At 72.2% G+C, this 14,382-nt stretch carries 8 protein-coding genes, 1 tRNA gene and 1 other RNA gene; 5 read left to right on the forward strand and 5 right to left on the reverse strand.

The features are described from left to right. Together SSP24_RS30775 and ffs are read right to left on the reverse strand one after the other, a co-directional pair. Positions 1-2,195: DNA polymerase III subunit gamma and tau (locus SSP24_RS30775; protein ID WP_141313252.1), on the reverse strand; the 2,195-nt coding region annotated here is incomplete at its 3' end. Positions 2,196-2,273: 78 nt separating this feature from the next. Then, an RNA gene (ffs, locus tag SSP24_RS30780) (signal recognition particle sRNA small type) lies at positions 2,274-2,372 on the reverse strand. Positions 2,373-2,444: 72 nt separating this feature from the next. Here ffs and SSP24_RS30785 point away from each other — a divergent pair. Then, positions 2,445-2,529: transfer RNA gene (locus SSP24_RS30785), tRNA-Ser, on the forward strand. Positions 2,530-2,729: 200 nt separating this feature from the next. Here the strand turns inward: SSP24_RS30785 and SSP24_RS30795 are convergent. Then, positions 2,730-3,719, reverse strand: a complete 990-nt coding sequence (locus SSP24_RS30795) for a nuclear FMR1 interacting 1 family protein (protein ID WP_141313253.1) — start codon at positions 3,717-3,719, stop codon at positions 2,730-2,732. 59 nt (positions 3,720-3,778) lie between these two features. Here SSP24_RS30795 and SSP24_RS30800 point away from each other — a divergent pair, with 59 nt between their 5' ends. The 3 genes from SSP24_RS30800 to SSP24_RS30810 all read left to right on the forward strand — a co-directional run bounded on the left by SSP24_RS30800 (position 3,779) and on the right by SSP24_RS30810 (position 11,621). Further along, the gene (locus SSP24_RS30800; protein ID WP_141313254.1) at positions 3,779-8,284 is read left to right on the forward strand and encodes an ATP-binding protein; all 4,506 of its coding nucleotides are present in this window, start codon (positions 3,779-3,781) and stop codon (positions 8,282-8,284) included. Then, positions 8,285-9,664 carry an esterase/lipase family protein gene (locus SSP24_RS30805; protein WP_141313255.1) on the forward strand — a complete coding sequence of 460 codons (1,380 nt, stop codon included), beginning with the start codon at positions 8,285-8,287 and terminating at the stop codon, positions 9,662-9,664. 88 nt (positions 9,665-9,752) lie between these two features. Continuing rightward, complete coding sequence (locus SSP24_RS30810; protein ID WP_229866091.1) at positions 9,753-11,621, forward strand: pentapeptide repeat-containing protein; 1,869 nt, start codon at positions 9,753-9,755, stop codon at positions 11,619-11,621. Positions 11,622-11,838: 217 nt separating this feature from the next. On the opposite strand, the gene SSP24_RS30815 is transcribed toward SSP24_RS30810, so the two are convergent. Continuing rightward, entirely contained in the window at positions 11,839-12,447 is a 609-nt protein-coding gene (locus tag SSP24_RS30815) for a CGNR zinc finger domain-containing protein (RefSeq protein WP_141313257.1), read from the reverse strand. A 62-nt stretch (positions 12,448-12,509) separates the two neighbouring features. On the opposite strand from SSP24_RS30815, the gene SSP24_RS30820 reads away from it, so the two are divergent. Next, positions 12,510-13,181: an MBL fold metallo-hydrolase gene (locus tag SSP24_RS30820; RefSeq protein ID WP_218037114.1), complete on the forward strand. Its 672-nt coding sequence runs from the start codon at positions 12,510-12,512 to the stop codon at positions 13,179-13,181. A 105-nt stretch (positions 13,182-13,286) separates the two neighbouring features. On the opposite strand, the gene gap is transcribed toward SSP24_RS30820, so the two are convergent. Further along, entirely contained in the window at positions 13,287-14,285 is a 999-nt protein-coding gene (gap, locus tag SSP24_RS30825; protein ID WP_141313259.1) for a type I glyceraldehyde-3-phosphate dehydrogenase, read from the reverse strand. Positions 14,286-14,382: the final 97 nt, after the last annotated feature.

Genomic DNA, 14,382 nt, shown 5'->3' on the forward strand with positions numbered 1-14,382 from the left:
GGGGCCGGTGCGGCGGTGGGCTGGGCGGGGGCGGCCGCCGTGGCCTGCGTCGGCGCCGGGCGCTGGGCGGTCGCAGTACCGCCGCCCGTGCCTCCCGGCGTACCGCCGCCGTAGCCGCTCGCGGTGCCGCCACCGCCGTAACCGCTGGTGGCACCGCCGCCACCGGCGCCGTAACCACCGGGGGTCCCGGCGCCGCCGTAACCGCCCCCGCCCCCCGGCGGGGGCGGAGCCGAGCCGCCGCCCGAGGGGTCGACGATGGCGTCGATCTTCCAGTGGACGTTGAACTGTTCGGCCAGTGCCTGCCGCAGTACGTCCTCGCTGCCGCTGCTCGTGAAGTTGTCGCGGGCGCCCGCGTTTACGAAACCGAGCTGGAGGGTGGTGCCGTCGAAGCCGGTGACCTGGGCGTTCTGGCTGAGGAGGATCCAGGTGAAGCGGCGGCGGTTCTTCACCGCTTCGAGGATGTTCGGCCAGAGGGAGCGGGGGTCGAGGCCGCCGGTCGAGGGTGGGGAGGTGGCTGGGGCCGACGCGGGTGCGGGTGTGGGTGTCGGTGCTGGTGCGGACGGGCTGGGGGCCGTCTGGGGGCGGCCGCCGCCACCCGGGGGTGCGGCGGTGGGCCAGCCGCCGGGGCGTCGGCCGGCGCCTCCGGAACCGGCGGGGGTCGCGGTGGGCCAGGCGCCGGGAGCGGCGGCCGGGCCGGGGGCCGGTGCTGCCGGCGGCGTCGGCGTGGGGGCTGTGGGCGGCTGCTGGGCGGGCTCGCCCGTGCTGGGGGTCGTAGGCGCACCCGGGCCGCCAGGACGTACGTCGCCCCGCTGATCCCCGGGCGCAACGGGCGCACCCTGTCCCGCGGGCACACCGGGTACGGCACTCCCCGCCTCCGAGGGGCCTGCGGCACCGCCGGAAGCCCGCACGGCAGCCCGAGCCGCAGCAGCCCCGCCCCCCGGCGGAACGGCCGCACCGGCATGCGCGGGCGCTCCTCCATGCACGTCGGGCCCGGGGACGTACCCCATGGCAGGGGCACCGGCGCCCGTGGAGAAGTTCACACCGCGCTCCAGCCGATCGAGCCGGGCCATCACGGACCGCTCGTCCCCGTACGCGGCCGGCAGCAGCACGCGCGCGCAGATCAGCTCCAGCTGGAGGCGCGGGGAGGTGGCGCCGCGCATCTCGGTCAGGCCCTCGTTGACGAGGTCGGCGGCGCGGCTCAGCTCGGCGGGGCCGAAGGTGCCGGCCTGGGCCTGCATCCGCTCCAGCACGTCGGCGGGGGCGTCGATGAGGCCCTTCTCCAGGGCGTCCGGAACGGCGGCGATGATCACCAGATCCCGCAACCGCTCCAGCAGATCGGCGACGAAGCGCCGCGGGTCGTTCCCGCCCTCGATCACGCGGTCCACGACCCCGAAGGCGGCGGCCCCGTCCCCTGTGGCGAAGGCCTCGACGACGGAGTCGAGCAGCGACCCGTCCGTGTAGCCCAGCAGGGACGTGGCCATGGCGTATGTCACACCGTCCGCCCCGGCGCCCGCGAGCAGCTGGTCCATGACGGACATGGAGTCACGCACGGACCCGGCGCCGGCCCGCACGACGAGCGGCAGGACGCCGTCCTCGACGGGGATGTTCTCCTTCTGGCACACCTCGGCGAGGTAGTCCCGAAGCGTCCCGGGCGGCACCAGGCGGAACGGGTAGTGATGGGTACGCGACCGGATCGTCCCGATGACCTTCTCGGGCTCGGTGGTGGCGAAGATGAACTTCAGATGCTCCGGCGGCTCCTCGACGACCTTGAGCAGCGCGTTGAAACCGGCCGACGTGACCATGTGGGCCTCGTCGATGATGTAGATCTTGTACCGGCTGCTCGCAGGCCCGAAGAAGGCCTTTTCCCGCAGCTCACGGGCGTCGTCCACACCGCCGTGCGAGGCGGCGTCGATCTCGATGACGTCGATCGAACCCGGCCCGTTGCGTGCGAGGTCCCGGCACGACTGGCACTCCCCGCACGGGGTGGGCGTAGGCCCCTGCTCGCAGTTCAGACACCTGGCGAGAATCCGCGCGCTGGTGGTCTTGCCGCATCCACGCGGACCGCTGAACAGGTACGCGTGATTGACCCGGTTGTTCCGCAGCGCCTGCTGCAGCGGGTCAGTGACATGCTCCTGCCCGATGACCTCGGCGAACGACTCCGGGCGATAGCGGCGGTACAGCGCGAGAGACGACACGCATACGAGGTTATAGGCGCCCACTGACAACGGGGCCCGCCCCAGAACCGGGGCGAGCCCGTTGCGAACCGGGGCCCCAACGCGAGCGCCCCCCACGCACCCGCCAGAGCCGACCTACCCTTGCTGCCTTCCGGCCCTGGGGGAGTTCAGTCAGATAGCGCCGCGTGAGGGGCTTCGCACAGCCTACCTGATGCTGAGGTGCAGGAACGAGTTCGCGAGCACTGCTCTCGGTCATGTAATGTTTCCGGCGGAGGATTCGCCTAGAGGCCTAGGGCGCACGCTTGGAAAGCGTGTTGGGGGCAACCCCTCACGAGTTCGAATCTCGTATCCTCCGCAGCCGCCTGAACAGGCGAAACGAAGGGCCCTGCTAGTTTCCGGTGGGGCCCTTCGTGTTGTCCACTCGGGCCCCGTTGTCCTGTGTCTTTGTCCATAACGGCGGGCGGGATGGGCCGTGCCCTCGCGTCGATGTGCGCCCAGGGCCGGGGGAGATGTGGGCGGGAAACCCCCTGAGACGTCTCGCCCCGGCCTCCCGGCTCACAGACCGCGGTCCGACATGACCTTCTGCTCGGCCTGTTCCACGGCGAACCGGGCGGCCGGGTCACCGTCGGCGCGCTCCACGGCACCGTGTACCAGGGCGAGATAGAAGAGGGCCGGCGCGCAGGGTGTCCACCGCTCCTCCGGCTCGTCCGCGATGAAGCCGAGCACCGACTCCGGGTCCGCGTCCACGAACTCGAACCGGTCGTGCTCCCATTTGTCGGTGACACCTCGTGTCCAGCGAAGACGCAGCGCCGGCTCGTCAAGCTCGGGCACCACCGCGCGGAAGAACGCCGCCCACTGGTGGTTGACCAGGTCGAGCCCGAACCCGAGCAACTCCACCCTGGTCTGGTCCCCGTCGTGCACGGCGAGCTCCTCGAAGAGGGCGCGGCGCGCCACCGCGTGCAGGCTGACCGGGCTGCCGTCCCGGGGCAGGTCGTGCTGCTGGGCCAGGCCCTCGTTGGCGGAGGAGTTCCACCGCGCGCTGTTCGGCCCGGCGACCTGGGCGCTCCGCCGGGAGAACAGCATCTTGCCGTCCTTGCCGGTCTCCAGGGCCACGTTGATGCCGAAGCTGCAGTTCATCCAGGAGGGCGCGTCGGCCGGGTCGCCGCCCTCCAGATACTGCTCACGCAGCGTGAGGCCGTTCTTCTGCCGCCGGTCCAGGTTGAGCGAGGTGGTGAGGAAGTCGAAGTAGTCTGCGTCCCGCATGGTGAGGGACACCACGGGCTCCTCGGCCAGATGCGTACGGGTGACCACGACCCGCTCGACCGCGAAACGCGCATTGTTCCACCGGTGCGGCAGCCCGCTGGCCTCCTTGCGCTCCTCCTCCGCCTCGATGGACCGCCGCCAGGCGGCGATCTCCTCCGGGAACTGCACACGCTTCGGCGTGTACTTGACGTGGACGTTCTCCTCGTCGATGGGCCGGGTCCCGTCACCCTCGAAGAGATGACAGCCCGTTGCCCGGCCAACCACGGTGAATCTGTCTCGCATCGCCAACTCCACTGGTAAATAAGCTGTGGTGGACACTCTCAGGGGGTGCTGTCGATCTCATGGTACGAAGCGACACGGACAACCGGCTGGCGTTACTGAAAGCCGAGCGGCGATCCTCTTCCCTGGTGGGCACGATCGCCGTACCGGAGTACCTCCACCCGGACGCGGAGGAGCGGCAGAGGCTGCGCCGCCCGCAGTTGGATGAGGTCCGTGACCGCTTCACCGAGACCGCGCGGGAGAAGCTGGGGTTCGGGGAGGCCCTCCGGGCCGACCGGGGCGGGGCGACTCAGCGGCAACTGTGGGCCGGGCTGGGGGAGTTCCTGGCCGCTGGTGCCCAGCGCAAGATCCTCTACTGGACGGGGCACGGCGTCCAGCGCGGTGACGAGGGCTATTTCCTCGCCTGCGCCGACTCCTGGCAGTCGGGCGAGTTCGACCCCGCCCGGGCCGTCTCCCTGCTCGAGCTGGTGGGTTTCCTGCTGCGGCCGGAGTACGAGACGGACACCCTGCTGATCGTCGACGCCTGCTCCTCCCAGAGCTACAACTCCCTGGGCGAGGCGGTGCGGCACGCCGTGGAGCTGGAGCGGGACCCCGCGGTGATCCGGGCGCGGGAGAACCGGCGGAAGGGCTTCGCCGTCATCGGCACCTCGGGGGCGGACGCGCAGGTGCCGGCGGGCCGCTGGGTGACGTGGCTGGAGGAAGCACTGGCGAAGCCGGACTTCGTAGCCGACGACCAGGCCCGCCCGTTCGAGCCGGCCGCGCTGTATCTGCCGCTGCCGTATCTCTGCCGTGCCGTGGACGCGCGGGCGGCGGACGACGGTCTCGACGACCCGGCGCAGCGGCCGGACTGCCGGGAGGTCCGGGCGCTTCCCAACAACTTCCTCGACAACCCCTACTACCACCAGTCCGACCGGCCGGTGTACACGCCGGCCGTGCTGACGCGGCGGAAGCCGTGGATCGAGGCCGAGCAGTTCGGGCTCGAGGAAAACAGCCATCTCAGCCGCCACTTCGCGGGTCGGCGGGATGTGCTGAGCCGGATCGTGCGCTGGATGGACACCCACCCGAAGGGGCTGCTCGCGGTGACGGGCCTGGCGGGCACGGGGAAGACCGCGCTGCTCGGCCGACTGGCCCATACCTCCCTGCCGAGCTGGCGGGAGACCCTCGGTCCGGACCTCGACCCCGCGACGCTGCCCCGGGCGGGGACCGTGCATGCGGCGCTGAGCTGCCGGGGGCAGTCCGCCCATTCGCTGGCCGCGCATCTGCGGGAGGTGCTGGCGGACGTCGACGGAGCGCCGCCGCTGCCGGAGGAGCCGGTGACGTCGGAGAAGTTCACCGACGCCTTCGAGGAGCTGGTCGGCCGGGCGGGTTCGGTGAACCTGCTCTTCGACGCACTCGACGAGGCCCTCCCGGACCAGGCATACGCGATCGCCCGGCACGTCCTGAACCCCCTGGCGGCCACGCCCGGTGTCCGGGTGATCGTCGGTACCCGGACGCAGCCCCGCCGGCGTACCACCGCGCCCGCGGAAGAGGAGTCGCTCCTGGACACCCTGGAACTCAGCGTCGAACCCGTGGTCCTCGGGGACGACGAGGAGGCGCGCGCGAGCATCGCCGGCATGGTGCTGTCCGTACTGGACACCGAGCACTCCCCGTACCGGGGTGACGCGCGGCGGGAGGACCGCGACTGGACGGCCGAGATCGTCGCGGCGCAGAGTCACGGCTCGTTCCTGGTGGCCCGGTTGGTCGCGACCGGGCTCGCCCGGCGGACCACGGTCGCCGCCGAGGCCGAGCTGCTGGCGTGGCTGCGTGACGGCGGCATGGACCTGCGCACCCGCCTCGCGGAGGAGACGCGCTACCTGAGCGAGCAGCCCGGCGCACAGCGTGCCCATGAGGTGCTGCGGGCGCTGGCGGTGATCCAGGGGCCCGGGCTGACCCCGGACGCGACCTGGCTGACGCTCGCCAACGCGCTGCGCGAGGCCGGCTCACCGGAGCTCACGCTGGAGGATCTGCGACAGGTGTGCCGGAGCGCCGACGGCGGCATCGTCGCCACCCAGAAGGACGGCGCGCGGCAGACGGCCGGGCGGATCCGCCATCAGCTGGCCCATCCGAGCTATGGCGAGTTCTTCCTCTCCGACGCCGGACTGACCGTCCGGGAGGCACACCGCAGGGTGCTCGACGCGCTGCGCGCCCGCGCCGGCGGCGACTGGAGCGGCGCCGACGAGTACACCCTCGAATACCTGGGCGCCCACGCCGCCCAGGAGGGGCCGGACGCCCTGCGGGAGCTCTTCGAGGACGTGGGCTTCCTGCTGCGCACGAACCCCGATGTCATGCTGCCGCTCGCGGCGGGCCTGGCCCGGGACTGCGACGGCGCCGCCTTGTACGGCAGGATCGCGGGCTCGTTCCCCCGCTCGGCGGGCCCGCTGCCGGCGTCGGTCCTGCTGGAGCGCAAGGCCCTGCTCAGCGCCACCGCCTTCGTCAGTCACCGCGACGCGACGTACCGGACGCTGTCGCGCACCGACGGCTTCCTGCCCTGGCAGGAGTACTGGACCGATGCCCCGCCGGACCCCCCGGAATGGCGGCGCGCGGCGCCTTCGGGCGGCGCGCGGACGCTGAGCTGGCGAGCCGGGACCGGGGCGGTGGGGCTGACCCACGCGGACACCCTGACCGCCGGCGGACTGGGGGAGGTCCAGGTCCTGCACCCCGAGTCGGGCGCCCGGCTGCTGACCCGCCGGCTGCCCCGGACCGGCGTGGAGCGTGGACGTCCGCTCAGCGAGGTACGTGAGATGGGCGCGGGAGCCCGCTGGGCCACCGTCGCCCGGGACGATCAAGCCGTGTACTTCTGGCGCGCGGCTGCCCGGATGCCCGATCAGGAGTACCGGTGGGGCGGCAGTGTGCGCGCCCTGTCGGTGGCCGAGGTGGAGGGCGAGAGCGTGGCCCTGGCGGCCGACGGGGACCGGGTGTGGGTGTGGTTCTGGAAGAACGGCACGCAGCTGGACACGCAGCTGAAGGAGGTCCGTACGGCGGACGTGCGGCAGCTCGCGGCCCTCACCCTGGGCACGCGGATGTTCGTCCTGACGGCGGGCACCGAGCGGGTGGAGCTGTACGAAGTGGGCCGCACCCGCAACGGGATCGACGGTCTGCGTGCCTGCCGGACCGCTCCCGGCGTGACCCTGGCGGCACCCGCGATGGCCGCCGCGGCGTTCGCGGTCTCGCCCCGGGAGGGGTTCCTCGCCGTGGCCGACGGGACCGCTGTGTACGTCTGGCGGTGCGAGGCCGTGTCCGGCCCCGAGCCGGTCGTGGAGGAGGTGGCGACGTACCACTCGAACGCGCGCGGTCTGGCCTTCGGACGGTACGGCGATGAACTGCTGCTCGCCGGATACGAGGAAGTGGCCGTCCCGATCTGGTCCGTCGAGCGGTCCGGGCGCGAGGCCACGCTCGTTCTGAACGCCCCCCGGGAGGGCGCCATGGCGTTCGAACCGGGCGGTCAGGGACTGCTCGCGGTCGCCGACGGCCCGTACATCCGGGTGGTGGACGTGGTTCCCGCGCTGGCGGCCGGCTACGGGATCCAGCGACGGCCGAGCAACGAGCGCCCGGTCCTCGACCTGGCCGGCGCACCGGACGGTCCGCCGCTGTTGTGCCGGGCCTGGCACGACCGGATCCGGGTCTCCCGGCCGGAACAGGGGGATCCGGCCGCTCTTGCGGCCACCGAGCTCGCCCACGACGGGCGCACGGTGACAGCGGTGGCCGCGGTGCGGGCGGTGGACGGCTGGACAGTGGCCGCCGCGGCCGGTCGAACCGTACGGCTGTGGCGGCTCGACGACAGCCTGTCGGTCGTCACCCACCGGGACATCCCGCTCGGCGGGGACGCCGGGCAGCCGGCCCGCGCGCTGAGCCTGGTCGGCGACCCCGCCGCCGGCACACTGCGGCTGAGCGTGGCGGACGGTCGGCGGCTGGTGTGCCACGAGGTCCCGGCCGATGCCTCGTCCGCCGGGACCGCGGTGCGCGAGATCCGCACCGACCGCGGGTTCTGCGGGATCGACTCGAGGGTCCTGCGGGACGGTACGTACTGGATGGCCGGTGATCTGAGTGACCAGCTGCGGGTCTGGGCCGAGGGCGAGCAGGGCGTCGAGCAGCGCGTCCTGCTCTCCGCCGGCCCCTCTTGCCTCGCCCTCGGGGAGCTGTACGACGACGAGGACGACGCCTCGATGCCCCTGCTGGCCTGGGCGGACCACGGCAGCGTGTACGTCAAGGACTGCTCCGGCCCCCACAGCATCCACCCCCCGGAGCGGCTGCCGGGGGACTTCCCCGACGTGACGTCCCTGGTGTTCGCCGGCCCCGTGGAGCAGCCGGTGCTGCTGCTCTGCATGCCGGAGGCGGTGTCACGCGCATGGGACGTCTGGTCCCGGGAATGGCTGGACGGGCCGGGGATTCCCACGCGTGGGTACGACGTGCACGCCGTCCGTACCGCGATGGACCCGGAGGGTCTGGTGGTGGCGTTGCAGGGGGAGGACCGTTGCGATCTGATCCGGCTGCCGCACGCGTTCTTCGGGGCCGGGACACGGGGAGGATGAATGGAACACGATCTGGTGGTTTTCGTCCCGGGGTTCCTGGGCACGCGGCTGTGCCGGGACGGCCAGGACGTCTGGGCGCGGTGCGGTGAGCAGCTGATCGGCCCGGCGGCTGCGGCGCTCACCGAGGTGGCCCTCCCACCCGGGCTGGGGGACGCGCCGCCCGAGGGCCCCTTCCGGCTGGACGCCGACGCACTGCTGCAGGTCCCGGACTCCGTACCCGGGCTGCTGTCCTGCATGGGCTATCCCGACATTCGTACCGCCCTCGGCGACCCGCTCGACGCGCAGTTCGTGCCGTTCGGTTACGACTGGCGGCTGTCCCACCGGCTGGTGGCCCGGCAGCTGAAGGCGCGGGTGGCACGCGAGCTCGACCGGTGGCGTGCGGAGGTCGATGCGTACTACCCGGACCGGACCGATGATCCGCGCGTCATTCTGGTCTGCCATGCGACGGGCGGGCTGATCGGGCGGCACTACTTGCAGTGCGAGGACGGCCGGGAGACCGCCCGGACCCTGGTCACCCTCGGCACCCCGCAGAAGGGGCTGGTCCAGGCCGCCCGGCTGCTGGCCGGTGATGCGATCTCCGGCGACGCGGGTCCCGGCGCGGACGTGGCCGCCCGGCTGAACGAGGCGCTGCGTGACTGGGCGCTCAACCTGCCGGCGGTCGTCGAGATGCTTCCCCTGCACCCCGCCGTGCGGGTCGAGGGCAAGCGCCACGAGCGGCGTATCACCGACAACCGCTACCCGGTTCCCGGGCTGCCGGGCGACGCCGTCCGCGAGGCGGTGGCCTTCCAGGAGGAGTTCCGCTCGGGGTGCGACGGGCACCGGCGCGCCGGTCCCCTCCCGTACACCGTGCACTGCCTCGGTAGCGTCGACTTCCCGACCCCCGAGGCGCTCGTGCTCTCCTCCGACGGGTCGCGGATCGCCGACGGCCTGCCGGGGCCCGGCGACGGGACGGTGCCGCGCTGGTCGGCCGTCGCGGACTGGACCGGTACGGACCCCATGCTGTGGACCGGCTTCCGGAACGCGGACATGGCGAGCGGGCCCGCGCTCCGGGACGCGATGCTCGCGATCCGCGCGGGACGCCCGCCCGGCGGCACGCTCGCCGGTGAGGAGGGCATCGCCCTGCACTTCCCCCGGGACCCCGTCGCAGCCGGCCGTCCGTTCGTGATCGAGCTGCTGGGACACGACCTGTCGCGGCGCAATCTGCAGACGTTCATGTGGCGTTCGGGCCGCAAGGACAAACAACCCGTCGTCTTCCGGCAGTACGAGCCCGACCGCTATCGGGCGGAACTGGAGGCCACCCCCGGACGCTGGGTGGTCGAGGCACTGGTCGACCGGCCGAAGGGGCGTGACCGGAGGGACGTGACGGTCGTGGCGGTATGAGACGGGGGCTGGGATGACTGCAACCGACGCTCCCGCGTGGCCGCATTGCGGACACCTCGACGCCGGGGAACGCTGCCGGGGGCGCAGAGTGGGTTCGTACACGGCTTGCCTGGCGCATCTGGACAGCGCCGAACGGGCCGCCCACCTGGCCTCGCTGTCCCCCGGCGCCGACCTCGACCACCGGGGCACCCCCTTCACCCAGGACCTGCTCGACGAACTGCTCGCACCGCTCAGGGATCCGGGGAGCGGACGGGCGCGGGTGGGGGACGCGTCCTTCGACGAGGTGCGGTTCACCGGAGATGCGGAGCTCGAGGGGATCGACTTCGGCGGCTTCTGCTCTTTCGCGTCGGCCGTGTTCGGCGGGGGTCTGTACGTCCGTGAGGTGCGTGCCGGGGGCGATCTCCGCCTCGGCGCGGCGCAGGTCGCGGGAGACGTGTGGCTCGATGACACCGAAGTGGGCGGTGACGCCTGGTTCTACGAGACGCGGATCAAGGGCACGCTGTGGTTCTGTGTCCGCGAGGTCGGCAGAAGTGCGGTGTTCAAGGGCATGACGTGCGGGGATGCCTACTTCTCGGGTGTCCGGGTGTGTGGCGTCGCGTCCTTCGGCGGGGCGGCCATCGACGGGAACGCCACCTTCGACGGCGCGGTCTTCGAGGACGGTGCCGACTTCGAGAAGGTCCGGGTCGCCGGCCGGGCCTGTTTCGACGGTACGCATTTCCACCGGAGCAGAGCCTGCTTCAACGGGGCGGACATCGGCGGGGACATACCGTTCGCCGAGGCTCACTTCGCGGCGGAAGCCACGTTCGACGAGGCCACGATCGGTGGTGACATGTCGTTCTCCGGTGCCCGGCTGGAGGCCGGCATCGGGTTCCGGCGGGCGGTGTTCCGGCGTACCGCCCGCATCGGCCCGCTGGTCTGCCCGGGGACGGTGGACTTCTCCGACGCCGTGTTCGAGGCCGCGTGGACGCTGGAGGCCGCCGCGCGGGAGGTGCACTTCCGGCGGACACGGTGGGCGTCCACCGCCGCGCTGCGGCTGCGGTACGCCGTGGTGGATCTGACCGACGCCGTGGTGGAGTTCCCGGTGACCGTCGTCGGCCGGCCCCGCCCGTTCGTCTCGCCGGAGGGCGAGGTGATCGCCGAACCGGGGCTCTCCGACACCCGGGTGCGTGTCACCTCGGTCAAGGGCGTGGACGCCGCGCACCTGGCGCTTGCCGACGTCGACCTGACCGGCTGTCTCTTCGTGGAGGCGGTCCACCTGGACCAGTTGCGGCTCGAAGGCCGCTGCGTCCTGGCGCCACCACCGGACGGGCTGCGCTGGATACGCCGCCGGACCCTGGCCGAGGAGCACCACTGGCGGGCGACCCGGTACGGCGACGGCTGGACGCCCGCGCCACCGGGTGTCGAGACGCACGACCCCGCCGTGCTCGCACCGGTCTACCGGCAGCTGCGCAAGGCGCTCGAGGACGGCCGGAACGAGCCGGGCGCGGCCGACTTCTACTACGGCGAAATGGAGATGCGCCGCCACGACGCCACGGCGTCCCTCGGTGAGCGGACGCTGCTGCGGCTGTACTGGGCACTCTCCGGATACGGCCTGCGCGCCACGCGTGCCCTGGCCTGGTTGGTCCTGGCGATGACGGCCACCGTGCTCGCGATGATGCTGTGGGGGCTGCCGCAGGCCGACCTGGACCCGGTCAGTGCGGGTACCACCGACGGCCGCCGAGTAACCCTGACGACCAGGAAGCCGACACCCGTCAACCCGGAAGGGCCCTACACAAGGCGTCTGTCGTCCGCGCGGTTCGAGAAGTCCGTGAGGGTGGTGGTCAACTCGGTGATCTTCCGGGCCTCCGGACAGGACCTGACCACCACCGGGATGTACGTCGAGATAACTGCCCGCCTCGTCGAGCCGGGCCTGCTGGGGCTTGCCATCCTCGCCGTGCGCAGCCGCGTGAAGCGGTGACGTGCCCCATGAGATCAGCCCTGATGAGCGCGCAGCAAGGCCGCCGTCTCTTCGAGCGAGACCTGGCCGCGGGACCGGCGTGCGATCCGGGCATGCGTCTGGCCGATCCGGTCACCGAGGTTTCGAGGACGACCGGCTGCAGGCGCTGAAGCCGGACGGTGACGAGGGCTCGCCCTGCGGACGGTGTCCCCCGCTGCTCCCCAGTTCGCGTCGCTGCTCAGTCAGTGCTCGATTGGGTGCGGCGGGCGTAGGCGCGGGCCGCGCGGGCGCGGTCGCCGCAGCGGGTGGAGCACCAGTGGCGGCGGCCGGTGCGCAGCAAGTACCGGTTGCACGGGGCGGAGCCGCACGCGGCGAGGCGTTCGGCATCGGGGCCGGTGAGCAGATCGGCGGCGTTGGCGGCGAGGGTTGCGAGGGCATGGTCGAGGATCTGGGTGGTGGGGTGGGCGGCGGCACGGTACAGGCCGCGCACCGGATCCCAGTGCAGCAGGGAGGCCGCAGGGGCCCGGGTCAGTGCGTCATTGACGGAGGCGAGAGCGCTCGACGGAGCAGGGTGCCCGTCGACTCTGGAGGCGAGCAGCGCCCGGATCTGTTCGCGCAGCGACCTCAGTTGCGCCGCGCACACCTCCCGCAGTCCGGCATCCACGGGGGCGAGGTCGCGTTCGGTGAGCCACTGGTTTGCGGCCGCAGGGGTGCCGAGGAGGTCGGTGAACTGGCCGCCGGGCAGGGCAATGGCGCTGTTGGCCAGGTCGAGTGCGGGGTACCGCTCCGCTCCCGGCGCTGGCGGCGGGGGGCACTCGGCGGGCACGGGCTCCTTCATGGTTCTCATGGTATGGCTTGCCTTCATCCGTGAGAAACGACTACCGTCGCGTCACGGATAATCTTTCTCTCATCCGTGAGGACACAACCAACGCCCCAGTCCCGATCCGCGTCTTCGGCGGCCCCACCGCCCTCATCGAGTACGGCGGGCTGAAGCTGCTCACCGACCCCACATTCGACGAGCCCGGCGACTACCAGGTGCCCAGCGGCCCGCCCCTGACCAAAACAGCGCCCTCGGCCATCACACCCTCCGAACTCGGCCCCCTCGACGCGGTCCTGCTCTCCCACGATCAGCACGCCGACAACCTCGACCACTCCGGCCGAGCCCTCCTCACCGACGTACCCCTCACGCTCACCACTCCCAGCGGCGCGGCCCGCCTCGGCGGCACGGCCAGGGGCCTGGCCCCATGGGAAGTCGTCGGCTTCGTCCTGACCTCGAACGACCTGCCCACGGTCTACATCAGTGGCGACAACGCCTCGCTCACTCTGGTCAAGGAGATCGCCCAGCGGTTCGGACCGGTCGACACCGCCGTCCTGTTCGCCGGGGCACCTCGACGCCCCGTTTTCGACGGCGCCCTCCTCGTCCTCGACAGCGCGCAGGCCGCCGAAGCCACCAGGATCCTCGGAGCACGCCGCGTGGTGCCCGTCCACTGCGACAGTTGGGATCACTTCACCGAAGGCCGCGACGATGTGGTGACCGCCTTCACCGCCGCCGGACTGGCCGACCGCCTGCAACTGGACTGACAGGACGCCGACCGAGGCACTGTGGGACGAGCGCCTGGGCATGGCCCGCATCGACCGCCTCCGGCACATCCGCGAACTCGTCGCCCGGGCCGCCCCGGCGTCCGGTCAGCGGGTGGCGAGGAGCTCCAGCGTGTCGATCACGCGGTTCGAGAAGCCCCACTCGTTGTCGTACCAGGCGACCACCTTGACGTGGCGGCCGTCGACGCGGGTGAGGGCCGAGTCGAAGATGGACGAGGCCGGATTGCCCGTGATGTCGGACGACACGAGCGGGTCGTCCGAGTATTCGAGGATGCCGGCGAGCGGCCCCTCCGCCGCGGCGCGGTACGCCGCCAGCACGTCGTCGCGCGTCACGTCGCGCGAGACGGTCGTGTTGAGTTCGACGATCGAGCCCACCGGAACCGGCACGCGGATCGAGTCGCCCGACAGCTTGCCGTCGAGGTTCGGCAGCACGAGCCCGATCGCCTTGGCGGCACCCGTCGTGGTCGGCACGATGTTGACGGCGGCGGCGCGGGCGCGGCGGGCGTCGCGGTGCGGACCGTCCTGGAGGTTCTGCTCCTGCGTGTAGGCGTGCACCGTCGTCATGAAGCCGTGCTCGATGCCGGCGAGTTCGTCGAGCACCGCAGCCAGCGGCGCAAGCGCGTTCGTCGTGCACGAGGCGTTCGAGACGATCGTGTGCACGGCCGGGTCGTACGCGTCGGTGTTGACCCCGAACGCGAGCGTGACGTCGGCGCCGTCCGACGGCGCGCTGACGAGCACCTTCTTAGCGCCCGCGTCGAGGTGGGCACGGGCGGCCTTGGCCGACGTGAAGCGGCCGGTGGCTTCCAGAACGATGTCGACGCCGAGTTCCGCCCAGGGCAGCTGCGCCGGTTCGCGCTCGGCGAGCACCGTGATGCGGCGGCCGTCGACGACGAGGGCGTCCCCGTCGACGGTCACCGGGCGGCCGAGCCGGCCGGCCGTGCTGTCGTAGGCGAGCAGCCGGGCGAGGGTGGCGGGCTCCGTCAGATCGTTGACGGCGACGATCTCGACGGCGCTGTCGCGTTCGAGCAGTGCGCGCAGCACATTGCGTCCGATGCGGCCGAATCCGTTGATCGCGATGCGCGTCATGAGTGGTGTCCCTTCAGTCCCTTTGGGTTCCCCACCAGCGTCGCGTGCGGCATTCACGCGTGACAGCGGCGTGATCGCCACGGTTCACAAGGATCGC

The sequence above is a fragment of the Streptomyces spinoverrucosus genome (assembly GCF_006539505.1).
GTDB lineage: Bacteria > Actinomycetota > Actinomycetes > Streptomycetales > Streptomycetaceae > Streptomyces > Streptomyces spinoverrucosus.